General features: G+C 32.6%; 22 protein-coding genes and 1 tRNA gene. 4 read left to right on the top strand and 19 right to left on the bottom strand.

Annotation, left to right across the window (positions count from 1 at the left end; all coding sequences use genetic code 11):
• Window positions 1–52 precede the first annotated feature (52 nt).
• The 4 genes from NAAC61_RS03265 (at window position 53) to NAAC61_RS03250 (ending at window position 4,289) form a co-directional block, all read left to right on the top strand.
• Window positions 53–2,413, top strand: coding sequence for a hypothetical protein (locus NAAC61_RS03265; protein ID WP_123821391.1), 2,361 nt, complete (start codon window positions 53–55; stop codon window positions 2,411–2,413).
• Between the two features lie 11 nt (window positions 2,414–2,424).
• Window positions 2,425–3,540, top strand: coding sequence for a tetratricopeptide repeat protein (locus tag NAAC61_RS03260; RefSeq protein WP_103065366.1), 1,116 nt, complete (start codon window positions 2,425–2,427; stop codon window positions 3,538–3,540).
• A 73-nt stretch (window positions 3,541–3,613) separates the two neighbouring features.
• Window positions 3,614–3,689 (top strand) — tRNA-Gly (locus tag NAAC61_RS03255).
• A gap of 51 nt (window positions 3,690–3,740) precedes the next feature.
• The gene (locus tag NAAC61_RS03250; protein ID WP_012208044.1) at window positions 3,741–4,289 is read left to right on the top strand and encodes an RsmD family RNA methyltransferase; all 549 of its coding nucleotides are present in this window, start codon (window positions 3,741–3,743) and stop codon (window positions 4,287–4,289) included.
• Between the two features lie 188 nt (window positions 4,290–4,477).
• On the opposite strand, the gene NAAC61_RS03245 is transcribed toward NAAC61_RS03250, so the two are convergent.
• From NAAC61_RS03245 to pheT, 19 genes are all read right to left on the bottom strand, one after another.
• Complete coding sequence (locus NAAC61_RS03245; protein WP_012208045.1) at window positions 4,478–5,680, bottom strand: alkaline phosphatase; 1,203 nt, start codon at window positions 5,678–5,680, stop codon at window positions 4,478–4,480.
• Window positions 5,681–5,698: 18 nt separating this feature from the next.
• Window positions 5,699–6,550 (bottom strand): hypothetical protein, encoded by an 852-nt coding sequence (locus NAAC61_RS03240; RefSeq protein ID WP_147429942.1) that lies wholly within the window; start codon window positions 6,548–6,550, stop codon window positions 5,699–5,701.
• A gap of 10 nt (window positions 6,551–6,560) precedes the next feature.
• The gene (locus NAAC61_RS03235; RefSeq protein WP_202695277.1) at window positions 6,561–7,523 is read right to left on the bottom strand and encodes a calcium/sodium antiporter; all 963 of its coding nucleotides are present in this window, start codon (window positions 7,521–7,523) and stop codon (window positions 6,561–6,563) included.
• Window positions 7,524–7,530: 7 nt separating this feature from the next.
• Complete coding sequence (gene lgt, locus NAAC61_RS03230) at window positions 7,531–8,424, bottom strand: prolipoprotein diacylglyceryl transferase (RefSeq protein ID WP_202695276.1); 894 nt, start codon at window positions 8,422–8,424, stop codon at window positions 7,531–7,533.
• A 28-nt stretch (window positions 8,425–8,452) separates the two neighbouring features.
• The gene (gene recG, locus NAAC61_RS03225) at window positions 8,453–10,798 is read right to left on the bottom strand and encodes an ATP-dependent DNA helicase RecG (protein ID WP_103065369.1); all 2,346 of its coding nucleotides are present in this window, start codon (window positions 10,796–10,798) and stop codon (window positions 8,453–8,455) included.
• 43 nt (window positions 10,799–10,841) lie between these two features.
• Window positions 10,842–11,093, bottom strand: a complete 252-nt coding sequence (locus NAAC61_RS03220) for a hypothetical protein (protein WP_103065370.1) — start codon at window positions 11,091–11,093, stop codon at window positions 10,842–10,844.
• Window positions 11,093–13,717, bottom strand: a complete 2,625-nt coding sequence (locus NAAC61_RS03215) for an O-antigen ligase family protein (protein WP_121959346.1) — start codon at window positions 13,715–13,717, stop codon at window positions 11,093–11,095. The genes NAAC61_RS03220 and NAAC61_RS03215 overlap by 1 nt, the downstream gene beginning before the upstream one ends.
• 331 nt (window positions 13,718–14,048) lie before the next feature.
• Window positions 14,049–15,416 carry an N-acetylmuramoyl-L-alanine amidase family protein gene (locus NAAC61_RS03210; RefSeq protein WP_202695275.1) on the bottom strand — a complete coding sequence of 456 codons (1,368 nt, stop codon included), beginning with the start codon at window positions 15,414–15,416 and terminating at the stop codon, window positions 14,049–14,051.
• Complete coding sequence (locus tag NAAC61_RS03205) at window positions 15,413–16,438, bottom strand: protein-glutamate methylesterase/protein-glutamine glutaminase (RefSeq protein ID WP_443146881.1); 1,026 nt, start codon at window positions 16,436–16,438, stop codon at window positions 15,413–15,415. Before NAAC61_RS03205 ends, NAAC61_RS03210 begins: the two co-directional genes overlap by 4 nt.
• Window positions 16,439–16,495: 57 nt before the next feature.
• A complete protein-coding gene (locus NAAC61_RS03200) occupies window positions 16,496–16,951 on the bottom strand; it encodes a diacylglycerol kinase family protein (protein ID WP_202695273.1) in 456 nt (151 codons plus the stop codon).
• Window positions 16,944–17,555 carry a 2-oxoacid:acceptor oxidoreductase family protein gene (locus NAAC61_RS03195; RefSeq protein ID WP_121514413.1) on the bottom strand — a complete coding sequence of 204 codons (612 nt, stop codon included), beginning with the start codon at window positions 17,553–17,555 and terminating at the stop codon, window positions 16,944–16,946. Before NAAC61_RS03195 ends, NAAC61_RS03200 begins: the two co-directional genes overlap by 8 nt.
• Entirely contained in the window at window positions 17,552–18,385 is an 834-nt protein-coding gene (locus NAAC61_RS03190; RefSeq protein ID WP_202695272.1) for a 2-oxoacid:ferredoxin oxidoreductase subunit beta, read from the bottom strand. The genes NAAC61_RS03195 and NAAC61_RS03190 overlap by 4 nt, the downstream gene beginning before the upstream one ends.
• Before the next feature lie 35 nt (window positions 18,386–18,420).
• The gene (locus tag NAAC61_RS03185) at window positions 18,421–18,930 is read right to left on the bottom strand and encodes a deoxycytidylate deaminase (RefSeq protein ID WP_202695271.1); all 510 of its coding nucleotides are present in this window, start codon (window positions 18,928–18,930) and stop codon (window positions 18,421–18,423) included.
• 13 nt (window positions 18,931–18,943) lie between these two features.
• Window positions 18,944–20,086 (bottom strand): radical SAM family heme chaperone HemW, encoded by a 1,143-nt coding sequence (hemW, locus tag NAAC61_RS03180; RefSeq protein ID WP_202695270.1) that lies wholly within the window; start codon window positions 20,084–20,086, stop codon window positions 18,944–18,946.
• Window positions 20,076–20,867, bottom strand: coding sequence for a hypothetical protein (locus NAAC61_RS03175; RefSeq protein ID WP_103876031.1), 792 nt, complete (start codon window positions 20,865–20,867; stop codon window positions 20,076–20,078). The genes hemW and NAAC61_RS03175 overlap by 11 nt, the downstream gene beginning before the upstream one ends.
• Before the next feature lie 23 nt (window positions 20,868–20,890).
• Window positions 20,891–22,327: an Asp-tRNA(Asn)/Glu-tRNA(Gln) amidotransferase subunit GatB gene (gene gatB / locus NAAC61_RS03170; protein WP_443146880.1), complete on the bottom strand. Its 1,437-nt coding sequence runs from the start codon at window positions 22,325–22,327 to the stop codon at window positions 20,891–20,893.
• The gene (gatA, locus tag NAAC61_RS03165; protein WP_237729728.1) at window positions 22,317–23,684 is read right to left on the bottom strand and encodes an Asp-tRNA(Asn)/Glu-tRNA(Gln) amidotransferase subunit GatA; all 1,368 of its coding nucleotides are present in this window, start codon (window positions 23,682–23,684) and stop codon (window positions 22,317–22,319) included. Before gatA ends, gatB begins: the two co-directional genes overlap by 11 nt.
• A gap of 21 nt (window positions 23,685–23,705) precedes the next feature.
• Complete coding sequence (locus NAAC61_RS03160; protein WP_202695267.1) at window positions 23,706–24,386, bottom strand: rhomboid family intramembrane serine protease; 681 nt, start codon at window positions 24,384–24,386, stop codon at window positions 23,706–23,708.
• A 36-nt stretch (window positions 24,387–24,422) separates the two neighbouring features.
• Window positions 24,423–26,855, bottom strand: coding sequence for a phenylalanine--tRNA ligase subunit beta (gene pheT, locus NAAC61_RS03155; protein ID WP_202695266.1), 2,433 nt, complete (start codon window positions 26,853–26,855; stop codon window positions 24,423–24,425).
• Between the last annotated feature and the right edge of the window lie 12 nt (window positions 26,856–26,867).

Below are 26,867 nucleotides of genomic sequence, written 5' to 3'. Positions count from 1 at the left end.
TGACAGAGTTATTAAATTTAAACCTTTCAACTTTTTAAATAAAATTAAATATATGGAAAAAAAATACAAAATTCTCTTATCGATTGTTGTAATAGGTATTTTAATTCTTGTTTTTTCTATTATTTTTAAAAACATATTTTTGCCTCCAAATCAGATAACTCCTTCTTTTACAAATATTCAAATAATGGTTCCTGATTTTGCTTTTCCTTCAAAGAAACACATTGATATTAGCGTGGTGGATAAAAGTTCTGCAGAATATCAAGAATTGATCAACTACAAAAATTTTTACGGTGAAATATATAAAATTACTTTCTCAGATGAAAGTAATGAATCCTCTATTTTACCAATTACCGTAAGATACAAGATTCCAAAGGATAATTACTTTGGAGATAACTTCGTCAATTTCTCCTTGGCATACATCACACAGGAAGAACCTCCTGTTATCTCTGAATTCAGTGGGGAAAAATTAGTAAAAATAGATGACGAGTATTACATAGAAGCACAAACATTCCAAATAACTAAAGTAAATTATATAGGTCTAGTCATTGAATCTCCACAAGAATCATCCAGTGGACTCAAGGTTATAAAAGAAGCACCACCAACTCTTGAACCTGATATTATTTTAATTTCTGGAACTGATATTAATTTCTTAGGAAAGATAATGAATGTACCTGAAAATGGTTATCCACAATCTTTTTGGTCCTCCCTTTTTCCAAATAGAACCATTTGGAGTTACAATTACCCACTGACATCTACTAGAAGTAAAAATTACAACGATTCTTTTATCAGTTTTGTTGAAAGAACAGGGATTGATAGTTACATTGAATTTGAAGGAAGGCGTCTCGCTCAAGAACTTTCTAGATTTCCTAATAAAAAGTTTGACATCATTGCACATGGCATTGGCGGATTAATTGCTAGATATGCTTTAGAGTCTACTCAAACAATTCAAAATGTTGAAAATTTAGTACTCATTTCTACTCCAAATAAAGGAAGTAACCTAGCAAACCCCCTTTTTTTCACTTTACTCTTTGGAAAAAACACAGACATTTTATCTCAATTGTTTAATGTTGAGGATAGCACGATATTAAAAATCACTTTGCAAATTGGTTCTTACCTTGATCAAATAAATTCGTACTATGAAGATCTTATTCCTGACTCTGAATTTCTGAATAAATTAAACTCTTTTGGCATAAGAAATGACATCAGATATTTAACGATTATTGGGAGTAGTCCCGCAATTGATGAAGATTTATCAAATAAATACATTGCAAGGCTGTATCCAGAATTTGTTCGAGGAAAGGGAGATGGAATAGTAAGTGTTGACAGCGCTAACTTAGAAGGAATTGATAAAACTTACTATTCTCAAAAGAGCTTTTATGAAATTTACAATGATTCAGATGTTTTGAATATAATAGTTAATTTTTTAGAAGAATCCGTCCCTTCATATTCAGTGGAGCCCTTTACAGATGATAATTTCGTCGAATACACATACGAAACAGTAGAAGGTACCCCAACTCCAGATCAAAGTGAAAATCCCCGCCCAACTATTATTTCTACTTTTAAACTCCCTTCAGCGTATAAAGAAAGTACAATTTTACTAAATCCAATGAAGCAAGGAGAAATAGACGAAGATACAATGAGCATTATCGAAGTAGGAGAAAATATTTACTTTAAAAGTCCTAATGCTATTTACAACAGCAAACTAGAAAAAATATTTTCAAATAAAATTATGGGAGGATTACTATTTAACAACCAATACTATTTATCTACTGTTGATGGAGTATACATTTTGAATGAAAACGGCAAAATTGATAAAATTAATTCACAAACACCTTCTAAAGGTACCGAAATTTATTATTTACCAAATGTAGGGTTTTTAAGTGTGGAATATGAACCAAACAATTGTAATGTCTATCTCAACGATTCTCTGATAAATGAAGGCAGCAATTTTATATCATTAAAAGTAATAAATGGGGAAGTATATGTCATCTTTGAGGATAAAATATCAAAACTACAAAACATGGATATTGTGGAAATGATAAATACTTCTACAATTCAAGAAGTTTTGGGAACTCAGTTAGGAGAGATTACTGATTTTGCTTTATATAACAATAACTATTTTATTTTATTTTCAAACTATAAATTAGTTCTGTGGGATAGTTCAAAAAATGGGTTACAACTCATAGAAGACGGAAACATAGGAAAATTAAAATTACAAATATTTAATGATAAATTATTTGTATTTGGGAAAGATCATGTGAGTTACTTACTTTTAAAAGAAGCTACTTTCCCCGGTTTTTTTCAAAAATATGATACTAACGCAATAGATGTCTTTATTGATAAAAACGGCAAAGGATGGATAGTCACTAAAAATAACCGAATTGAAATACTTACCTTTTCTATTTTGTTGTGAGGTGAGTCAATATGAAAAAAGCTATCACATTGTTGATAATTTTGTTCCAAATAATGCTAATATTTGCTGATAATTACGAAGTTGCCTACGAATACTATATGAACGGCTTAAACTACTATAGAAATGCCCAATATGATTTAGCTCAAGATTTTTTTGAGCAAGCTTTGCAACTATCACCTAGATTAGAAAGTGAAATACCCGAAATAAAAATGTATCTAGGATTATCTGCATTTCACAACAAAGATTATGCCTCAGCTAAAATATACTTGCAACCCCTAAAAGGTATCCCCATTGTGGATGAAGCTCTAAGTGTTATTGAATCTACATCTCAACAATCAGAGGTTTTAGACACATCAAACCTAAAAATTAATAATACTCAACCGTTGGAAGAAGAGCAGCAAAACTTTAATCTTTTAACCTTTTTTACCATAATGCTAATAATATTTGCTATTTCCTTAGCTGCCTCATTTTTTACTGTTTTTTTAATTCGTCGGCATGTTACTTTTGAGAAAAAAGAGAACGAGTTAAATAATATGGAAACTCTGACCAATATAAACAAAGTCGAAACTCAAGGAATCAAATACAAAACAATAGACCAATTTGATGAACCATACATAAAAAACGTTTGGCAAGTATCATCCCCTTTAAAAAAACTTATTGGGATAACTTCAAATGAAGACCCTTCACTAGAAGAAGCTAATGTATCGAAAGACCACAAAGAAGGCAAATTAAGTGAGATAGAAGACCTTGAGAATAAACTTGATAAGGATATAAACGATATCTTGAAAGAATCAAGTCTGGAAGAGATTGAAGAAATTCTAAATGAGTTAGAAGGTAATGGTGACAAAAGTAGAGTTCAAGAACCAACTACTCTTGAAGAGGAAAGTAACGGAAAGAACCAAGAAGCGTATTCTCATTTGGAAAATGTCATAAAACCTGATTCTGAGATAAAAAATAACTTTTCTTCGATAATGAAAAAAGAAGAAAAAGAATTATTATTTGAAGATGATTTAGATCTTGGGCTTTTTGATATAACTAAGGAATTAGAGACAAAAAAGATTTCTCAAAATAATATACAAAAGTTCTTTCATAAATTATTTTATGACGTTAACAAGGATAAAATATAATTAAAATATTAAATATTGATTTTGTTTTATATTATTGGTATAATATATTTGATTTAAAATAAAAATTTCAAATGCGGATGTGGCTCAGTTGGTAGAGCTCCAGCTTCCCAAGCTGGGAGTCGCGGGTTCGAGTCCCGTCATCCGCTCCAAAAACGAAAGGGGCTTAATGAAGCCCTTCTTTGTTTGTATGAGGTGTAAAAATGGCTTTGAAGATTGAAAGCGGCAAATTTAAGAATACCAATATAGAAACAGTTGATGATCGTAGGACGAGATATACTCCCGCTACTTTAAGAAGAGCTCTGATAAGCATTTTTGATTTTACAGGAGCTAATTTTTTAGAATTTTTTGCAGGTAGCGGCATAATGAGTTTTGAAGTTTTAAGTAATGGGGCAAAAAGTTCTACAATGGTTGATATTTCGACTAAGGCCGTGAGCTCGATTTTAAAAAACGCTGAATCTTTAGGGGTACTAAATAAAATAAAAGTTATAAAATCAGATTTTAGAAAATCTATTACAAAACTTTCAAATGAACAGTTTGATTACATATTTGCTGATCCACCTTTTAATAACAGTTATGTCCAAGAATTTTTGAAATTCATAGATTCAAATGTATTTTTAATTAGAAACGGCGGCTACATCATTATTGAAAAATATAAGAATGAAAAATCTGATTATATACCTAAAAATTTAATTAGAGAAGAAGTAAGAGATTACGGTGATATTGAAATTCTAATCTTTTTTAAACCTTAAAAAAAGGGCCTTAATAAGGCCCTAATTTGGAAATGAATTCTTCCGGGGACAGAACACTCCAGGAGGGAGGGTAACCTACAAAAGTGCTCTGTAGAGATATTATACATCATGAAATTTTTTTCTCAAAATCTAATTATAGGCAATTACTTTCAATTAGCAGCGATTAAAGTCGTTTAACCCCATTTAAGTCAATAAATCTCAAAAATAGAAAAAATTTCATTATTTGATATTATATTTTTATCAAATGGAACGTTGGAAAAAAGAGGTACGTAATCTAATGTATGCCCAAAAGTACTCCAATTTATACCCACAGGATCGTTTAACGCTTCATAAAAACTTTTGATTATTGGCGATTGATAAGTTACATTTTCTTCTGAATTCTTGGTATCGTAAAACTCTTTTTCTAAATCAAGCGTCAAACCCAATTTTTCTTGAAACTCTTCATAGTTCTTAGATTGGTTAAATGTACTTATCAGCTTTTCATAAGAAAACTCAGTGGGTTGAAGCTTATTCAGCGCCAAAAAACCATCGCCTAAACTCAAACCTCCTGTTGAATGATCCGCAGTTACTATGATTAAGGTTTCTTGAGGATATTGCTTATAAAAATCGATAGCAACTTTTACTGCACTATCAAAATCTAATATTTCGTTTATCAATGAATAAGTATCATGTGCGTGTGCAGCGTGATCGATTCTTCCACCTTCTATCAGAATGAAAAAAGGAGAACCTTTAAATTTACTCAACGCATAATTTAAAGTTTCTTCTAACGTAACTCTTTTCGGATCGTCTGTTAAAAAAGTAAAATTTCCATAATACAACATAACAATTTCATTACCAGGAAACGGAATTTTACTTAGTTCTTCTGTGTATAAATATCCATACTCTTTTGTGTTTCTATCCTTAAAATAAGCTTTTCCTCCCCCTATGAAAAGATCAAAATTGCTTTCTAAAAGATCTTGCATTATCTCTTGGTAATCTCTTCTATTTTCAACGAAACTATAAGCCCCCGCCGGGGTAGCATCGATGATGGTGTTAGTTGTTATGACACCAATTTTGTACCCTCGTTTTTTTAATTCATAAGTAATGGGCAGTATCTTTTCATCATCAGGATTAATGTTTATCCTGTCGTTGTAGGTTTTTTCTTTAGATAAAATTGCCGTTATGGCTGCTGCTGAATCCGTTACTCCGTTAATCGAAGAAGTTTCAACCATTCCATAGTAAGGTAGTTCAAGCATGTGCAGTTGATCTGTGTATAAATATTGTTTGTACATATTAGATAACTGCATATGTGGAATTCCCATTCCATCGGCTATAAACAAAAAAACATAGTCAAATGAAAAAGAAAAATACCCTAAAAGGGCAAGGAGAAAAACCAACAGAATTTTTTTCACTTCTAACACCTTCGTTGTTTAATTAATGTTTTCGACTAAATTTTCAAACCTTTTGTCATCTAATCTATCAAAATTATTTAAAATGTATCTTTCTATATCAAATATTTTTTCTTTGTCAAAATCCAACCATTCCATGAAGGATATTACACTTTCCCCATAAGGTTCATCATAAAAACCTGATTTTTTGAGTTCTAACTCTTTCAAATACTCCTCTGGATAAACTTCTCTAAGAAACAATAATGAATTAGTTTCTGCTAATATTTCATGCCAAGTATCCGTTGGGGAAGCCTTCACCTTGTAACCGAAAAAATAATGAGATAACTCATGAACTAAATCCTTGCTAGAATTAACAACGTAGACACTTGGCAAAACTTGAAAAGACCTACTTTGATCCATATAAATAATATACATAGGTTCATCGATTTCTGAAATATTTTCTAAAAAGTCTTTAGATTCAACAACTAACTCCTCTAACCATTTTTCATTATAGAAAAAATTATCAAGGTTATAAAGGTTATAAAGAGTATTTTTATTTTTGAAATAAACCATTGCCGATGAATCGTTACTTTGCCTTTGAACTAAAGAATCTCCGCTTTGACGTAGCAAAAATCCGTTTTGTACATTTAGCAAGATAAACTCCTCAAAAGGTATTTCTTCGTAAAAAAAGATGTTTTCCTCTTTGAAGGTATATTGAATGTCATCATAGAAAATCACCTGTGTTAATCCCGTCGAAAATACTCTAATATTGTTATCTCCTTCATCAACTAAAGTAACAGGATAAAAGAAAAAAAATAGAAATAAAATAAAAACAAAAATAGCGAGTAGAGCACTTTTTCTATTATCGATGCCCATTTTTATTCCTTTCTTCACACTTAAAATATTATCCAATTCTTATACTAATTATTAGGTAGATCACATACAAAGAAAGCAATACAGCTCCCAAACCTCTTCCAACTTTTCTATCTTTTTTCATCATCGTACCAAACAACAAGACTAAAGCCAGTAAAAGACCATATGACACATCAAAAGCAACTGATCTATCCGCGCTGGCACCATTTATTAATGCTGATATGCCCAGTATGGCAGCGATATTGAAAGTATTGGAACCAACTATATTTCCCATCACAATATCATCTGAATGTTTGATCGCTGCAACAATAGCGGTTACTAATTCCGGAAGGGAAGTCCCTACTGCAACAATAGTCACCCCTATCAAAGATTCTGAGATTCCAATATTTTTAGCAAATATAACTGAATTGCTTACCGTCAGTTCTCCTCCTATTATCAACATAGCTAATCCTAAGGCAGAGAAAGTGATTATCTTAGCCCAAGACTCTTCCTTTTCGACTTTTTTCATTTCATCGCTTTCTACAAGTTGTTTCCTGAGTTGTTGATCATTTTTTGCCATATAATAAAGATAAGCCGTAAAAATAAGAAAAAAGGTTATAAGTATCATACCATCGTATCGAGTTAATACGCTATTCCCTTCCATCATCATTGCAAATATAACCACTGAAATAATAACCAAAAAAGGCATTTCTATGTTTACTGTAGATTTTTGAACTTTTGTTGGAGATATTAAAAAAGAGATCCCTAAAATCAATCCAATATTTGCAACGTTCGAGCCAAGAACGTTTCCTAATCCAACACTGGCACCTCTTATTGACGAAGAAACCGTAACAACTAATTCAGGTGCACTGGTACCAAAAGCCACCACAGTCAAACCTGCAAACAGTTCAGAAACACCTAGTTTTTTTGTCAATCCAAGGGCTCCTTCTATTAACCTATCTGCCCCTCTTATTAATAGAAAAATACCTAAAGCTATCAATAGAATATTTATCAATCAATATTCACTCCTTTTTTTCGACGATTACTCTTTTATTTCTGAGGTATACAAAAAGCAAAGAACCCAACACTATCAATATAAAGCTTATAACTACAGCAACTCGTAGATCCCCAATATAGAGACTGTCCGTTCTTAACCTTTCAATAGGAATTCGCCCAATAGAATAAAGAATTAAATACAGAGCAGTCACTTCTCCATATGTTTTTCTCTTATTTCTAATAAAATAAAACAATATTAGAAATACCAACAAATTCCATGCAGATTCATACAAGAATGTTGGATGAAAATACTCATAGGCTTCATACCCTGGCATTCTATCCGGTAATGAAATGTACATCTTCCAGGGAAGATTTGTTGGTGAACCGTATGCCTCATGGTTGAAAAAATTACCCCATCTTCCAATAGCCTGAGCTAACGGTAAAACAAAGGTGAATAAATCTAACCCTTGAAGAAATGTAAAGGTACACTTTTTTTTCAAACGTGTATACAAAAAAACTACCAAAAAAGCAGCCAATATTGCTCCATGTATAGCCAATCCTCCATGCCATATCTTAAAAATTTCTGAAGGCTTTTGAGAGAAATATTCAAGATTAAAAAGAACATAATATAGCCTTGCACCTATAATCCCAAATATAATTCCCAAAGAAACAGCGGTGAAAAGATCATCTTCATTTATTTTTTCTCTTTCAGCTTCTTTTTGAGCAATAAAAGTTGCCAACAGTATGGATGAAGCAATTAACAGTCCATACCATCTTATTTCTAATGGACCAACTGTAACTAAAACAGGGCTGAAATACCATTCCCCAGAAAAACTTTTTGGTAAAATAATTATACTAATGACTAAAAAAGAGGCTATCGAAACCAACAAAGTGTTTAAAAAGACTTTATCTCTTTTCATGTTTTTCCTCCTAAAGACTTAAAAATCTCTATAGAACGTTGACCAAATGTATTGAATCTCCATATCTTGTTTGCAATTCGTGTTTTAAATTAGGATATCTATCGAAACTTTGGATAGTTGCTAAAAATCGCTCTACCTTTTTTCTTGAATTCTCTATTATATTTATATCTTCGACTAAATCCAAAAATTTAAATTCTGGTATCCCGTGCTGTTCCACTCCAAAGAATTTTCCTGGTCCCCTCCATTTTAAGTCAATTTCTGCCACTTCAAAACCATCTAACGTCTTAGAAAAGGAGTTCATTTTACTTTTTATCTCATTGTTGGCATCATCATCTATTACTAAAAAACAATAAGACTGTTTATCACTTCTGCCCACTCTTCCTCTGAGCTGATGCAATTGAGATAATCCAAAACGATCGGGATGTTCGATGACCATTACCGTAGCATCAGGGATATCTATCCCCACTTCTACTACCGATGTCGAAACTAATATATCATACTCTTTTTGAACAAATTTGTCCATCACGTCATTTTTTTCTGAAGGTGAAAGCCTCCCATGCAAAAGCCCCACTTTATATTCTTCAAATACTTTACTTAGCTCTTCATACATACTGATAGCGTTTTTTAATTCTAAGGCTTCAGATTCTTCTATCAATGGATACACGAAAAAAACTTGATTCCCTTGATCCAATTCTTCTTTAACAAATTCATACAAACTTTTTCTGTTGGATTCAGCAATAAGTATTGTTTTAATAGGTCTTCTACCTTTAGGCATCTCATCAATTAAGCTAACGTCTAAGTCGCCGTAAAAAGTCATTGCCAAAGTCCTAGGAATGGGAGTAGCAGTCATTACCAAAATATCTGGATGATTCCCCTTTTTAATAAGTTCAAGTCTTTGATTCACTCCAAATCTATGTTGTTCATCAATCACCACCAACCCTAGTTTTTTAAATTCAACATCCTGTTGAATAATTGCGTGAGTACCAACTACAACATCAATTTCTCCTAATTTTAGCTTTTCTTTTATTAATATTTTGTCGCTTTCCTTAGTATCTCCTGTTAACAAAACTACTTTCAAACCTAACGGCTCTAAATCTTTTGAAAGCTTCTTAAACTGTTGCTTAGCTAAAACAGAGGTAGGGTTCATAACTGCTGCTTGATATCCAGCTTCACAAACATCTATAATCGCTAGTTCTGAAACAACGGTTTTACCAGAACCAACATCTCCCTGTAAAAGTCTATTCATAGGATATGGAGAAATTAAATCTTTTCTTATTTCTTCATAACTTCTTTTTTGGGCTTGTGTGAGTTCAAAATTTAAAGTATTGAGAAATTTTTTTGATAATTCTCCCTTTATCTCTTTCGTCTCACCTTTTTTCATTTCTTTCATCTTTAACTTTAGATAGATCATTGCTAATTCAAATAAAATTGCCTCTTCGTATTTTAAAGAGTACCAAGCCCTTTCTTTATGATAAATGCTTAAAGGGAAATGAATTCCCTTTATTCGCTTTTTCAAATCTAACAAATTGAACCCTTGAACAAATTCTTCAGGTAAAAATTCTTCTAAAAAATATGTCTGTTGGATGGCTTCTTTTGCTATTCTTCGCATAGTTGTTTGGAAGATACCAAAGGTTAATGGATAAACCGGCAGAATTTCACTTTTGAAATCCTCATCACTTTCAATCACTTGAAAATCTGGAGACTTCATCTGTTTCATACCGTATGAATATTCTATCTTTCCATAAAAAGCGGATTTCACACTTCTTTTTAAATAAGATTTAACGTAATCCTGGTTGAAAAAAGTAACGATTATGACTCCACTGTCATCTTCCACAGAAAAGTTGTAAATAGTTAAACCTTTATTTATTTTGATTTCTTCACTTTTTACTACATTTCCTATTATTACGACTTTTTCGTCCTCTTTGGCGTTGAATATTTTTACCACCTTTCTTCTGTCTTCGTAATCCCTAGGTGGATAGTAAAAGAAATCTTTTAACGAAAAAATACCTAATTTATTTAGAATTAAAGCCCTTTTTGTTCCTACTTTTTTTATATATTTTATATCGGTGAGTGGTGCCAATTTTTTTTCTGGTTTTTCCAAAACTTCATCAACTAAATACCGCTCTTTTAAAATCTTTAAGGAATCCTTTAAGCCTTCTAGACGCCTTTCTTTACGTTCTTCTGACAATGTTTTAAGAGGTTTTGTATAAGCCAAAATCTTCTTAACATCTTCTAAAAGGCCATTTTCTTTAATTACTTTGAAATTATTTTTTGCAATGCTATAAAAACTTGGGAAGATCTCTTCCCAAGTTATCATACCCTTTTCTTTCAGTTGAACTATATAATCAAAAGAATTTATAACTTCTTCAATCATTGCTCATGAAAACTCCTACTTTTTGAGAGAATATTTTTCAACATTACTCAATAACTTTCCTTATAATAATTTTATCATCTTTCTTATAAATTTTATATCCATTCAATTCAACTTCTTCAATGTGACCATCTTCTATAAAAGGCATAACTTTCATCAAAGAAGCATTTTCAACGTAGAAATCTTTCAAGCTACCTTCAAGTGTGTATCCATAAGAGTTTATTTTCAAATAAACAGAAAATACGATCAAAAACCAACTCAAAGATATCAGCAACAAAAATGTCATTACCTTGTTCACTACTTTACCAACCTTCTTGTAAAAAATTCGTAATCACTGAAGAAACTTTCGATTCTATCTTGATATCTAGTATAATTAGGAGATCCTTCTTCTTTTTGACCCTTGTAATAGTTGTAAACAGCCTCATAATTGCTAACAACATTTTCTGCTAGTTGATTTTTTAAATTTTCATCCCTCAAGGTTGAGTATAACTCAGATAACAATTTTAAGGAACTATCTGGTATCCCTCTAAATTTTTGTGCCATGTAATAGTCCGCTTCTCCCTCTTTCTGGGTTATAAAAATTATTTTGTTTATTAATTCATCTTGTGGATATATGTTTATCAGCCTTGCAGTTAACAGCAAATATTCATAATAAACGTCTTCCCATTCAGGGAACCTATTCCAACCACCAGGAAGGATGTAAATAGCTTGCTGCTCCCAATGATGAAAATTACTGTAAGCTTCATTTTGAAGTTCTTCTACTACTTCTAACTTATCCAGTGGTATATAATTTTTTAACTGTTCGTATAGAACTACGATGTTATAATATATTCTGCCTATCAATCTATAGGCATTTTTTTCATTGAATGATAAGTATGAATACTCCAATTGATTTATGCCATCGTATAGGGTTTGAATTTTTAATGTAATCTGTTTAGCATTGTTGCTTAGGTCGATAGAATAAATCGGTTCTACGGTGTCTCTCAAAATGTTATCAGGAAATGGCATTAAATCAAGTGAGCCATTAAACTCTTCGATAATAAAATCGTAACCATCGATTTCTTTTTCAAATATTTTAGGTAAATCTTCATAAGTAAGAGAATTTTGCCGAATACTGGACGTTAAAAGCTGGGACAGGTAAAATGCCGATTTACCAAAATTAGGGTCCCATTTTAATGATTTCTGAAAATATTCAAAAGCATTATTATAGCTTTGTTCAGCTCTACTTTCATATGATAACTGCATATTTTTATAATCTTCTATCTGCGTCTCTATCTGGTTTATACTCTGTGTTATCCTTTGAAAATTTGCACTTCCTGGAGTGTAATTTGCTAATTGTTTTTGAAGAGTGGATTTTTGAGATTCAAGTTGGCTTATAATATTTGGTATTTGACTTTCAGTAGCGTTAATAAGAGATACCATTGAATTGTATTCACGATTTCCTTTAACGAAGAGGGCCTCGGATGTAACCTCGTTTATTTTGTAATAAGACGCTACTACTCCAACCACAACTAAAGGAATAATCACAAACTGACTTTTTTTGATATTTAAGCTTTTCACATGTGGATGGAACTGTTCTGATACAGCACTTGAGAGGATAAATACACTTAATATAAGGTTGGGATGCATGTGAAATGCAAACTCTGTAAATGCGTGGATTACCATGATCGTGGCACTCCATCCAAATAAGGGAAATAAAAGGATTTTGTTGTCATCATCTTTTTCGAGCTTTAAAACTTTAAAGTATACCACCATTAAACTTACGAGCATTAACACTATTGAAGAAAAACCTAAAATACCTGTCTCTCCCAATACCTGTAGATAGTCGTTGTGAGCCCTTTTAAAATTATTCCATGCATATAAAAACCTTTCGGGGTTTTCTGCCTGTACCTCAGCTAAGTAATGAACCGCATACACTGGATATGTATTTATTCCACTTCCAATTATAAAATGGTTTTTATGGTTCTCATCTGCAAATTGTTTTACAGCGGAAAGCCATGACAAACTTCTTTCATCCCAAGAAGAAACAGAAGCCATTGCTGCGAAACGATCTGCCGCGATTACTTCTCCACCTCTGTTGAATGGCGTCTCAAAATTAAACATAAGGAATAAAAAGGCTAAAACAGATAAAACCAAAATCACCCATATTTTAAACTCATTACTTTTTACATAATTTTTCAAGGTGTCTTTTTTATTTGAAATGAGGTAAGATACTATAGCAAATCCTAAACCAACAAAAGTCGCAAGGTAAATTGAACGAGTTTGTGCCAACAAAACAACCCAATACATTATGAAAACATTCGCTAAAGCATATATTCTAATGTAGGTATTAGTATTTTTCCTTAAAGTAAAATATATAGAAATTGGTAACAGCTGAGCTAAATAGTCTGAAACAAAATTAGGGTTTCCGATAGTCGTTCTTAATACTATTCTTTGGGAAGGATCCCCATATTTACCAAAGAACAAATCAAAGCCTAAAAACTTGTTCAAAAGTCCATCTATGGCTATAACAGTCCCTGTAACCATAAAAATAAAAAGACCGTACTCAATAAATTTAAAATCCTTTCCAAAACGAGTAGTAATTACGTAAGAAAAAAACACAATAAGCACTATGTAGAAGGCTATTCCGACAGACTTGGGTAGGTAATATTTATTCTCCATATAAACTGATATCAAAGATAAAAAGGCAGAAATACTGAAAAAAGATAAAAAAATGTGTGGATAAGTGAACTTTATTGAAACAGGTTTAGAAAAATATTTGAACAAATAATAAATTAGAATAACGACCATGAACAAAGAAAAAACTAAATGTTTCTGAGTAGAATACTCATACACCAAATTGGGTACCATTAAAAAAGGTATTAAAGCAAATAAAACCAGAAAAATCAATATATCAGTGGGAATTTTTGCTTTCTCTTGCAAATAATTTACCTCCTCTGTTGTTCGCTGGTTTGTGCAAACCAATTAATCAAAATAGATTTAAAATTTATCTGAGGGCTTGGTTCTTAAAGGCATAAGCCTTTGTTTGCTGCCTTTTGCAAACCAAATAATTAAAATAAATTTAAAGTTTTTAGGGGGTTTGGTTTGCCGGTTTTCCAAACGATGTTTTTTAATTGTTATATGGTTTTTGAAAAGGTTCTAAGGGGGTCTTGGGGGGTATCCCCGTTTGGTGAACTCCCAAACCTAGATTTTAACTCTTGTTGTTTTTTGTTTTTTGGTCTTTGGGGGTTTGGGGGACCACCCCCAACGCCCTCTATTTTAGGCCAAAAAAGTCAATAACTGCATTTTTAATAATTTCTGCAAAAACTTCCACATAGTCTCCATTCGTAAATTCATCTACCACTTGAGGATTGCTGATAAACTCCATTTCAAATAAAACGGCAGGACTCCTAGTATAAGCTAAAACAGCGAACTCTGCTGTATGAACTCCCCTAAATTTAACCCCATTTACATTCAGATAACTTCCCAATATATTGGCGAATTTCTCACTTTCATCTAGACTGTTTTCTTTATCCGTCACCCATGTTTCTATAAGGTTCTTATCGGTGTTCAAATCCAAATTTTCTCGATAAGCTATTCTTCTAGCATATGCACTTTCTGAAAAATCAAAATAGTAAACCTCTGATCCATAAACCGTAGAATCTTGAGGGTAATCATTCAAGTGTAAACTAATGAATAAATCTGCACCTTTTTCATTAGAAAAAACTGCTCTATCGTGTAAATCAACGTATACATCATTTGTCCTAGTCAAATAAACGTTAACACTGTACGGTTTCAAAAGTTCTTGAGCTCTTTTTGCTACTTTTAAAGTAATATCTTTTTCAAAAGTTTGGTTAGGACCAACAGCTCCCGGATCTATTCCCCCATGACCTGGATCCAAGACTAAAACAGGCAAGGTAATTGTATCTTTAAAAGAAAGGTCTAATATGATTCTATTTTCTTCAATTAATTCTTCTAAATCAGCGGAGTTGTTCAGTTTTACTTGTATCCAAACTTCTGTTGGTGAATAGTGATATGCCTTTATGTAATTGATCTTATTGTTGTATTCTTCATAGTAATAAGAATCAGGGATTTCGGCTCCTTTTATCTTTATTAAATATCCGGATTTATTAACTAAAGGGTATATTCCAACATCTTCAGGACTTGAAGAAAGTTCTATTATTATTCTGGCATCAGTTTTCTGTATGATTGTTTTTATTGAACTTACTTGAGTTAGCGGCAAGTTCAAGTAAACAGCAGAATCATTAGAAATTAGTTCTAAGTTGATCAACTTCACTATCAATTCTGTAGTTATATAAATTTCTCCATCAACCACTTTTAGATCATTTGGATCGAAACGAATAGATTCGGTGCTGTTAATAATTGCTAAACTATTCTGAGGAAAAATGAAAACGTTCCATTTACTATCTTTTACATAAATCAAGGTATCGTTATATACATCTAAAGTTCTTCCACTCTTTTCAGAAATGACTTTTAAACTAACATATAGATTTTCTCCATCTTCAAAATAGTAAGCCGGATCTACCTCTCTCCATTGAAAATAAAGCGTTTTTGCAAAGGTAGTAAAAGAGAGAAATAAAAAGCTCAAAATTACTAACCGCTGAATTATCCTTTTACTCATCTTTTTATCCCCCTTGGTTGATCAGGTAAAATTTCTAGTATCTTTTCCGCAATATCGTAATTGGGAAGAACAAAATCCGCATAACCTTCTTGTGCGACGATTTTCGGCATTCCATAAACTACGGAAGTTTCTTTAGACTCCGCTATAACCTTCCCACCGTAATGTTTAACTTTAAATGCCCCTTTTGCACCGTCTCTTCCCATTCCTGTCAAAATAACCGCGACTGAATTTTCTTTAAAAATCTCAGCAGCTAAATCAAAAGTAAAATCAGCGGAAGGCCTTACGTTATTAATTTTATCGCTTTGATCTAAAAACAACTTAATTTTATGATCCTCCTGCTTTAAACCTAAATGAAAATCCCCTGGAGCAATGTATACAACATTCTTTTGTAAAAATTCACCATCTTCGGCTTCTTTCACCTTTAAATTTGAAATTTTATCTAATCTATAAGCTAAAGAAGCTGTGAAACCTGCGGGCATATGTTGAACAATAATTATAGGAACATTTAAATTTTCAGGTAGTTGCGGAATTATAACATCTAAAGAACGAGGACCTCCTGTTGAACTTGCTATCAATAAAACTTTTTCTCCCAAGATATTTACTCTATTACTTTTCTTTACTTTTTTGGTTTCGACAAAATGAATACTTTTCAATTTTTCTATTGAGACATTCATACTTTCTCTTATCTTTCTCAATAATTCATCCTGAACGTCTCTGATAGTCCAAGAAGTACTCCCAGCCGGTTTTTGAATGAAATCAAAAGCTCCCTTTTCTAAACATTCTATCGTAATAGAGGCCTCTTTTGAAGTTAAACTGCTCACCATAATAACCCTTGTTGGAGATTTTAACATTATCTCACTTAAAGCATCGAGTCCATTCTTTTTAGGCATTTCAACATCTAAAGTAATCACGTCTGGTGTTAAGGATAAAGCTTTTTCTACAGCTTCAACTCCATCTTTAGCCAATCCAACTACCCTCATGTCAGGTTCTTTATCAATAATGTCTTTTAGAACCATTCGCATGAAAGCAGAGTCATCAACTATTAAGACCCTTATCTGATCCAAGTATCTTCCTCCTCATTATTTTTCTCTTTTTTTATATATAAAGCCACATAAATTCAAAAAAAGCAAAAAAACTATTGCTAAAATTATACCATATTTAGGGTTCAGATTGAAAAAAGCATGACCGAAGATAATTATTCCAATTGCAACTGCGAAGATGGAAGTTATAAAAACCGATGCAGCTGATACATCTTTGATTATCTTTACCGAAGAGCTATAAAAAGGATGAAGAAAATCCAACAGTTGTTCTGTTACAGTATTCACTGTTTCCATGATCAGCACCAGCATGACTGTGAATATTAAAAGTATAAACTCTACTTGAGTTAAGTTGGCAAAAATAGCAACAATTAATACTATCAGTCCTATTAAACTTTGTATTCTAAAGTTTCTTTGAGATTTATAAATTTCGATGAGCCCTTGCAATGCGTAAGAAAAACTTTTTTTTAGACTCCTATTTTCATTATTTTTATTCATAACCTTTCCCTAATTTTTTATACATTTTAGTTGATTCTAACGGATACCTTTTTTTGCACAAATCATAGCCAATTTTGATGGCTTTTTCATCAATCTCTATATAATTTTTCGATACGTTCAATTTGACTTCTTCTATAAGACTTTCCAAACTTATTATCTGAGTTACTGAGCAAAGAACCCCTAATCCTACCATATTTGCGACATTTTTGTTTGAAAATTCTTCTATTGCTATTTGTGAAGCTGGAACCTTGATTATTTTCTTGGTTATTCTTTCTACATACTGAGGTATACTTTCAACGAATTTCTCATCGTAGAATAAAATACCATTTCTTTTGAGATTTCCAATATGATTTAAACCAACATTATGCATCAAATACAATATATCAAAATTTTTAGCTTCAGGATAATCTATAGGTTCTTGATCAAAAAGCACGTCACAATAAGAAAGTCCACCTCTCACCTGTGCACCATAATGCTGGGATTGAACAACCCAAAATCCTTCTTTCACCAGTGCTTTTGCAAATATTATTCCCATTAAGATGTTACCTTGACCGGCTTCTCCACTGAATCTCACCGAATTAGGTGTACTAATTAAACTACTCACTTCGGCGATACCTCCTGTGAAACCAATTTTTTCCTTAATTTTTCATACCTATCAACGTACCCTTCTTTTTCAACATTTAGAAATTCACCTATTATAATCTTATCTTTCAAGTCATTTTCATCCATATTTTTGGCTTTGCTTAGCATTACGGAGTTATCTTTAAAATATTGCAACATTTGGGTGGGTTGCGTCATTTTGTTGTATCTCCCATAATAAGTATGACAATTTGTAACTATTTCAACAACCGACATACCTTTATGCTTTAAGGCGTTTTCTATGTATTTAACGGATAACATGTAATGGAAAACGGTTGATCTAGCGACGTAAGTGGCACCAGAAGTTATAGCAAGATTAACTGCATCAAACTCGTTTTCTAAATTCCCATAAGGGGAAGTTGAAGCATAGGTTCCGGCAGGTGTTTCAGGTGAATATTGCCCTCCTGTCATCCCATAAATAGAATTGTTGAATATAATAACTGTTAGATCCATGTTTCTACGACAAGCGTGAATAAAATGATTTCCACCTATTGCCAGTATATCTCCATCTCCACCCATTACTACCACATTAAACTCTGGCTTTGCTAATTTAACCCCAGTGGCAAAGGCAATAGCCCTTCCATGAAGCGTGTGCATAGTGTTAAAATCTAAGTACCCGGTGACTCTTGAAGAACATCCTATACCCGATACAACTGCCACCTTATTTTTATCTAAACCTAAATTATCGACCGCTTCCACAAAATTTTTCATTATTATTCCATTACCACATCCTGGGCACCAGACGTGGGTCATTCTGTCTTTTCTTAAATATTTAAAGTATCTCTCTACAGGCATTTTATCCCACCTTTCCATTTTGATATTTATTTTGATCATTCGACAATTTTTGATTGTATGTTACACGTATCAAAAAACAATTTCGTTAGACTATCCGGATAGCCTTCTCTATAATAAACCTTTTTTATTCCAGCGTTTATTATCAACCTGGCACATACGGAACAAGGTTGATGTGTGATATAAATTGATGCGTTATCAGTACTAATCCCAAATTTAGCAGCTTGCATCAAGGCATTTTGTTCTGCATGAAGGCCATAACAAATCTCTTGGTTTTCTCCACTTTTTATACCCAAATCGTCCCTTATGCAGCCTATATCATCGCAATGGGGAAAACCAGATGGCGGTTGATTGTAACCAGTCGCTAAGATCCTTTTTTCTTTAACTATTACGGCTCCAACCTTTCTATGCAAACAGGTGGACCTTTTACTTACCAAATCCGCTACTTCCATAAAATACCTGTCCCAATCTTTCCTTTCTTTGAATAAGTTGGGATCATTAAAATTTTTATTCTTCAAATAATTTTCAACTTCGTCCTTTTTACCCAAGAATAAGCCTCCCTTAAGTTGGAGATACCTCTAACAAATTCTCAAAAACATACCTTGAAAAATTCAAGCCTTTTGTAGTTAATTTAATAGAATCATCAATAGATATATACTCTTCCAAATTCTTTTTTAACTGATTTAAGACATTGTCAACCAAATTTTTGGGGAACCTTTGTACCAAAGAATCATAGGTTATTCCCCTTGTTAGTCTCAAAGACAAAAAAAGGGTTTCTATCAATTCGGTAAACTCATCGTTCACATTTTTTGTGTCGTATGGAAGTTCCTCATTATTTAATTTTGTAATATATGCTTTAACATCTGAAGTATTGACATATCTTTCGTTGTTGATATGCCCTCCTGCGGAAACCCCAAATCCTACATAATCTAGGTTATACCAATAAAATTTATTGTGCATACATTCTTTGTTGGGTAGAGACCAACTTGAAATTTCATATCTGTTATATTCTAATTTTTCCAATTGATCATAGATATAATCGAGAAGTTCATATACAAAGTCTTCATCCGGAAGTTTCATTTCCTTGGTTTCAAGAAAATGTTTTAAAGGAGTATCGTGTGAAGAATCCAATAAATAATAAGAAATATGAGAGGGTTTCATCTTTTCTATAAACTCTAAATTACTATTAACCGTTTCAAAATTTTCATAAGGTAATCCAAGAATAAAATCCACATTTATATTATCATAAAAAGATGCCAAAAGTTTATAAGATTCCAAGCCTTTATTAAAATCATGGGCTCTTCCCACGGTTTTTAATATCTTATCAGAAGTACTCTGGAACCCCATAGATATTCTGTTAATCCCTATTTCTTTGTAGAGCTGCACTTTTTTCTCATCAACACTTTCTGGATTTACCTCTATCGTGAATTCCTTTAAATCAGATAAATCCATATTTTCTTGTAATGAACGAAAGGTTTGCAAAATAAATTCTTCCTCAGTAAAAGATGGGGTCCCACCTCCAAAATAAATCGTTCTAACTTTTCTATCTTTTAATTTTTTACCTTTCAAAGTGATTTCTTTGTATAATGCATTAAAATATTCTTCTTTTAAGGATAAATCGGTTGTAGATACATAGTCACAATACAGGCATCTCCTCACACAAAAAGGTATGTGTAAATATACGGCTATATCATTAGAATTCAAAAAACAAACCTCCTCCTTTTTCGTTGAACGAAAAAAGTAGAGGCAACTTAAGATTTTCATTATAAATATAAAATTCGTAAAAAAAGTCTTGACCAAAAGCTATTCTTGTACCAAGATGCAACTGCTGATCGAATATATTCATTGGAACTGAAAATCCAATATTTGGGTACCATTTTTGTTGTATTAACGCTGCTCCTACGTCGATTGTATCTACATAGTAGCTGTCTAGGTTAACGAGAGGAACATTTAAATAGAAACCATTTGAATAACCTAAACTAATTGGTATTTCTATAGGCCTATATATTCGAGCTTTTACTTCAAATAGATTTATATTTTTATTGTTAAAAAGAAATAAATTTCCTATAGCATATGAAGGGACATTGAACTTAGCTTGAGTGAAGTTATATATATCGTGGTCGACATTTTTAACCTCAACTCTTTGAAAATTTTTTACTGTCAAAACTCCCAAAAAATTATTTTCAAGTTTGTACTCATATCCTACACCAAATTCACTGTTGTATACTGGTACATTCACAAACACATTAAAAAAAGACTCTCCAGTTTTCAGTTTTATCGTCCTGTTGAAGAGCTTATTTTCTATATATAAAGAGTGGTAATCGGAATAACCGATCTCTAATCCAAAATCTTCAAAAGACGATGTAGACAGTGTAAAGGTCGCACCTTTATTTTCTATCTCTGGACCAAAGGGAGTGTACCCTACATAAGATAAAAGTATTGTTGAAATAAACATAAAAAATCCGATAAAATACAATTTTCTCAAGGATCATCACCTCGTGATGATTTTCAATTATCTTCAAGTAATTCATTGAGTATTTCGTTCGTTTTTTGAGGGTTAGCTTTGCCCTTTGTTTGCTTCATAACTTCGCCAACAAAAAATCCCAAAAGTTTCTTTTTACCATTCTTATACTTTTCAACACTATCGGGATTTTCTTTTAAAACATTTTCAATTATTTTTCTTAACTCATCTTCGTTTTCTATTTGTTTTAAGCCTTTCTTTTCAACGATCAGTTTGGGGGTATCACCTGTTCTATACATCTGGGGAAAAATATCTTTAGCGATCTTTGTTGAAATTGTATTTGTATCTAAAAGCATTTTTAATTCCGCAAAATGCTCGGGTTTAATTTTTACATTTTCAATACTATCCTCATTTTCTTTCATCTCTCTTAATAACTCAGTTAAGATAAAATTACTAACAAATTTGGCATCCTTAGTCAATTCTACGCATCTTTCATAATAATCAGCTAACTCTTTGTCTGAAGAAAGAATTTGTGCGTCATATTCAGGTATGTTGTACTGTGCAACAAACCTTTTAGTCTTCTCTTCTGGCATTTCCGGAATGAGTTTTTTTACGGTTTCAATAAGTTCATCGTTCAAAATTAGGATGGGGAGATCTGGTTCAGGAAAATATCTGTAGTCCATCTCTTCTTCTTTTGTTCTCATCGAAAATGTCTCTTTTTTGTTGGCATCCCACCCTCTCGTTTCTTGTATTAACTCTCGACCTTCTTCTAAATTATTAATAATCCTATCTCTTTCATATTCTAACGCTTTTTCTACAAATTTGAATGAGTTTATATTCTTAATCTCTACCCTTTTACTTATTTCTTCGTTTTCTTGGTTGAGAATAGAGATATTTGCATCACATCTCAAAGCTCCTTTTTCCATATCACCCGTTGAAATATCAGCGTATCTAAGCAAATTTCTTAATTTCTCCATAAATATCCTTGCCTGTTTAGGAGTCTCTATATCCGGCTCGGTTACAATTTCTAAAAGAGGTATGCCTGCCCTATTAAAATCGATTAAACTTTCTTGAGCATAGGAAATCTGATCCCCTTCATGAAGCATCTTAGCCGTATCTTCTTCCATATGCATCCTTCTTATTCTTATCTTTTTGCCTTCAACGTCTATGTATCCTCCACTTACTATGGGATGAAAATACTGCGTAATTTGATAACCCTTTGGCAAATCGGGGTAAAAATAATTCTTTCTATCGAACCTAGAAAACTTATTTATACGTCCATTTAATATTAATCCAGCTTTTATCGCAAGTTTAAGCGCTTCCTCGTTTAATACCGGCAACGTTCCAGGTTGGCCTGTACATACTGGACAAATATTAATATTCGGCTCAGCTTCATAATGCTCTGTACTACATGAACAAAAGGCTTTGGATTTTGTTAGTAATTGGACGTGTATTTCTAATCCTATAATGGTTTTATACATTATTTTTCAACTCCCTGGAGGTCTCTTTAAAGAAATTGTCTGCTATAGTTAATAATTCCTCATCCTTCATATATCGACCAATGAATTGTATACCAAAAGGTAACCCTTGGACATCACCAAAGGGAATACTTATGGCAGGTGATCCATTTAAATTCGCAGGGATTGTAAAAATATCCATTAAATAATAATCTAAAGGTTTTAACTTTTCCCCTATCTTTGGTGGGAGAACAGGAGATGTGGGGGTCATTATCAAATTATAATCGTTTAAAACTTCCTTTATTTTTTCACTCAACAATTTTCTTACTTTTGAGGCTTTTGAGTAATATTGATCATAATAAAGAGAAGATAGATTAAAAGTTCCCATCATTATTCTTCTTTTTACTTCCATGCCAAAACCAACTTCTCTAGTAGATTTATACATTCTATTCAAACCTAAGGCATCGTTCCTCAACCCATATTTGACACCATCGTATCTTGAAAGGTTGGATGAAGCTTCAGCAGGGGCTATTATATAATAAATTGCTACTGAATATTCAAGTTCCGGTATGTCTTTTACGTCAACTATTGCTCCTTTGCTTCTCAAAAAGTTAATAGCGCTTTCAAATTGTTTTATTACATTATTATCTGCATTTTCATGGTAAACAACCTTTGGAATGCAAATTTTGGTTTTGGATAAATCTATATCTACATCTTTTACGAGATCTTTATCGTGCTCCAACGTGGTTGAATCCTTGGGATCTTTTCCTTTCATAATTTCTGTAACAGTTCTAACGTCCTTAACATTATTTGCAAAAACACCTATTTGATCCAATGAAGATGAAAAAGCGGTTAAACCGTATCGTGATATCATACCGTATGACGGCTTAAATCCAACAACACCACAAAAAGCGGCAGGTTGTCTTACTGAGCCTCCGGTATCGGATCCCAGAGAAAATGGAACGTACCCTGCTGCTACAGCTGCAGCTGAACCTCCACTACTACCCCCTGGGACTCGTGCCAAATCCTTAGGATTTCTTACAGCTCCAAAGGCTGAATGTTCGTTGGTATTACCCATGGCAAACTCGTCCATATTAGTTTTCCCTACCACTGTAAAACCTGCCTTTAAAAGTTTTTCAACGGCAGTTGCGGTATAAGGAGAATTATAATTTTCAAGGATTTTAGAACCGTTTGTTGTTTTAGTTCCTTCAACTAAAATGTTATCCTTGACCAAAAAAGGTATGCCAAAATAGTCGCCATCTTTATTCCCTTCTACCTTTTCTATTCTCAAAACTGAATTTATTTCTTTATCCTTTTCATAAATCTTTTTGATACTTTCTTCTATGACATTTTTACCAACCAAATCATCTATGGTCAAATACATCACCTCAAAAAAGAGTTTTAATTAAAATATGTAGTATCTAAAATCGAATATCAAAAGTAAAACAAAACTTGCAATAATTAATCCGTAAGACAAGTAAGAAACCGTTCTCCACCCTTGGTAACTCCTCTTTGTGTACCTTATAGGTGTTAACCAACCAAAGGTAAAACCTATTCCTAATCCTCCTAAATGGGCAAAATTGTTTATATTAGCACCTGGTAAGAATCCCCAGATCACGTTTATTAAGATAATCGGGAGTAGAGCGGTACCTGTTACAGGTCTCAATATAGTTGGGGTATCGTGCCTAAATCCCGCCCCAAAAAGTAGTCCTATCAATCCGAATATCGCACCTGATGCTCCTACAGAGATTGCACTAGGTAAAAATAAGTGGGTTAAAAGATTACCAAAAACACCTGATAACATGTATATAGAAATGAATCTTTCTTTTCCATAAGCCCTTTCAACTATGTTACCTACGTAAAATAAAGCGATCATATTGAAAAATATGTGAAATAACCCACCATGAACAAACATTGATGTAATCAATCTGAACCATTCTCCGGCTGTGATTAAATTACCCAATTGTGCACCAAAAAGTATGTATATACGTGGGTTAGAAAAAGCGCTAAAACCACCAAATAAAAACATCATTATAAATATCAAAACATTCAACATTATTAAGTAACTCGTGACATTTCTTTGCATCTCTTTCTCCTTTCTTTGTCTATGTGTATGGTATGCCTAGGATTCTCGAAGTTTGATCCCTTTATTGTTCAAACTTTCTAAAATAGATCTTTCGACTTGATTGACTTCTTCTTCTGTCAAAGTTTTATTTTCTGATCTATAAACTATTGAAACGGTAATACTTGTTTTATCTTCTTCTATATTTTTTCCTCTGTAAACATCAAAAATTTTAAAATCTTCTACGATATCTGCCACACTTATTATTATTTCTTGAATCTCTTTAAATTCGATGTTTAGTGGAACAATCATAGAATACTCTCTTTTGATAGCAGGAAAATCTACTTTTCTGAATTCCCTTTTTATTTCTTTCTTACCTTCAAATATTTTATCCAAATTTATCTCACAGATATATATAGGGTCTTTTATTTCGTAATAATTATCGGCTATCACCGGATCAAGTAGACCTAAAAAACCAATTTCTTCGTTGTTGATAAATAGACGAGCACTTTGAGCTTTCAAAAAACCAGGTTGATCACTTCTTACGTATTCTACTTTCACATGAAATTCATTCAATAAGTTTTCTAAAGCACCTTTTACAGAATAAAATGTAACCTCTCTCTTATCCGTGAAATCATCATTATTTTCTCTCCCTGTTGCCACAAAGGCGAGATTAGTAAACTCCTTTGCACCTGTTTCACTGTCTTTATTTGCATGGAAAACTTTATCAATTTCGAACATTTTTATATCTTTTGTTTGGTTTCTATAATTAAAAGAAACTGAATCTAACAAACCATATATCAATTTGGATGACATGTATTCTAATTCTGAGGAGATAGGATTAATCAATCTTAACTCCAATTCGTTTTCCATCCACATTCTGTTGCCATTGTTCAACGGAAAGGTCTTTGCCTCATGATAACCATTAGCCAACATAGTATCTTCTACCTTTTCTTTAAAAGAAACAAAATCTCCCTTACTTCCTATCAATCCATTTAGATTTGGGAAAGCAGGCTGAATTTTTGAGTAACCGTAAACTCTACCAACCTCTTCAACGAGATCAATATCTTGGGTAATATCTGGCCTTTTTGTGGGAATAGAAACGTTCCATTCTTCATCTATTATATCCCAAGGTAAATCAATCATCTTGACTACATCTTCCATTGCCTTCTGCTGCGAACTTTTTTCCACTATTGTGAAAGAGAAATCTAATTTTTTTAATATTTGTTCAATTTCTTTTTCTGCTAAGTCTTTCCCCAACCTATCGTTTATAAAACTTTTTTTAATCGATATTTTTTTATTTTCTATAGGCTTAGGATATATATCCGTTGTAGCTCCTTCTACCTTTCCTCCTGCCAATTCGTTAATCAATTTAATCAATCTACCCATAACCATCTCACTATCGTTTGGATCAACTCCTCTTTCAAAACGATACGAAGAATCAGAGGTTATCTTATGGTAAGTAGAGGACTTTCTTATATTGACAGGATCGAAATGGGCAACTTCTAATAAGATATCTTTCGTATTTTCATTGATGCCGCTTAATTCTCCCCCCATTATGCCACCAAGTGCAATTATGTTGTCACCATCGGTTATAAGTGTTTCTTCCCCTTCCATGGTGTACTCTTTACCATCCAAAAGCAGGATTTTTTCGCCTTTTTTAGCTTTTCTAACTACTATTTGGTCACCTATAAGATCTAAATCGAATGCATGGATGGGGTGACCTGTCTCTAACATTACATAGTTTGTTATGTCTACAATATTATTTATACTTCTTATTCCTGACCTTCCTAACCTTTTAACCAGCCACATTGGGGATGGACCAACTTTTATATCTTTTACAACTGTTGCCATATATCGATTACATTTTTCATATTCTATTCTTACCGGAAACCCCTCACCCTTACTAATTTTTATATAGTCAGGTAAATTAAATCCCACACCACAATCTATTGTTTCTAACTCTTTGGCAACACCTAAGTAAGACAGTAAATCAGGCCTATTGGGAAGTATATCTAATTCCAAAATTTGGTCATAAAGATCAAAAAATTTTACAAAATCCGTTCCATTCGGAACGTCATCCACTATTCTGTAAATTTTATCCGCATCCCCAGATATACCTAATTCCTTCAAAGAACACATCATTCCCTCAGAGATAACTCCCTTGAATTCTCGTTCTTCTATTTTTATATTGTTTGCTAAAGTTGCCCCAGGAAGTGCAACTGGAACTTTTTCTCTAATCTTAACTGTAAGATCCCCGGTGACTATATTTTTGATATCTTTCCCTACGTCTATCTTACAAACTACTAAATTATCAGCATTTTCAAGTGGGGTTATTTCCATAATCTCTCCAACTGTTATATTATTAAGATTATTCCCCGCTTTTTCAAAACCTTCTACATCTACCGAGTGGAGTTTTATTTCTTTTACTAATTCTTCGATATTTTTTGTGACTTTTATATAATCTTCAAGCCAATTTAAAGATACTTTCATCGTTACCTCCCT

Origin of the sequence: Petrotoga sp. 8T1HF07.NaAc.6.1 (genome assembly GCF_016772115.1) — a bacterium.
GTDB classification, from domain to species: Bacteria; Thermotogota; Thermotogae; order Petrotogales; family Petrotogaceae; genus Petrotoga; species Petrotoga mobilis.
The sequence above is the reverse complement of the archived record's forward strand: the minus strand, read 5'-3'. Positions and strand labels throughout refer to the sequence as shown.

Excerpts from the sequence above, each read along its gene's own strand:
- NAAC61_RS03260 (WP_103065366.1), top strand. The coding sequence starts at position 2,425 with ATGAAAAAAGCTATCACATTGTTGATAATTTTGTTCCAAATAATGCTA.
- NAAC61_RS03160 (WP_202695267.1), bottom strand. The coding sequence starts at position 24,386 with ATGCAAAGAAATGTCACGAGTTACTTAATAATGTTGAATGTTTTGATA.
- NAAC61_RS03250 (WP_012208044.1), top strand. The coding sequence starts at position 3,741 with ATGGCTTTGAAGATTGAAAGCGGCAAATTTAAGAATACCAATATAGAA.
- NAAC61_RS03205 (WP_443146881.1), bottom strand. The coding sequence starts at position 16,438 with ATGCGAATGGTTCTAAAAGACATTATTGATAAAGAACCTGACATGAGG.
- NAAC61_RS03265 (WP_123821391.1), top strand. The coding sequence starts at position 53 with ATGGAAAAAAAATACAAAATTCTCTTATCGATTGTTGTAATAGGTATT.
- NAAC61_RS03210 (WP_202695275.1), bottom strand. The coding sequence starts at position 15,416 with ATGAGTAAAAGGATAATTCAGCGGTTAGTAATTTTGAGCTTTTTATTT.
- lgt (WP_202695276.1), bottom strand. The coding sequence starts at position 8,424 with ATGAAAAGAGATAAAGTCTTTTTAAACACTTTGTTGGTTTCGATAGCC.
- pheT (WP_202695266.1), bottom strand. The coding sequence starts at position 26,855 with ATGAAAGTATCTTTAAATTGGCTTGAAGATTATATAAAAGTCACAAAA.
- recG (WP_103065369.1), bottom strand. The coding sequence starts at position 10,798 with ATGATTGAAGAAGTTATAAATTCTTTTGATTATATAGTTCAACTGAAA.
- NAAC61_RS03190 (WP_202695272.1), bottom strand. The coding sequence starts at position 18,385 with ATGCCTGTAGAGAGATACTTTAAATATTTAAGAAAAGACAGAATGACC.
- gatA (WP_237729728.1), bottom strand. The coding sequence starts at position 23,684 with ATGTATTTGACCATAGATGATTTGGTTGGTAAAAATGTCATAGAAGAA.
- NAAC61_RS03200 (WP_202695273.1), bottom strand. The coding sequence starts at position 16,951 with ATGAATAAAAATAATGAAAATAGGAGTCTAAAAAAAAGTTTTTCTTAC.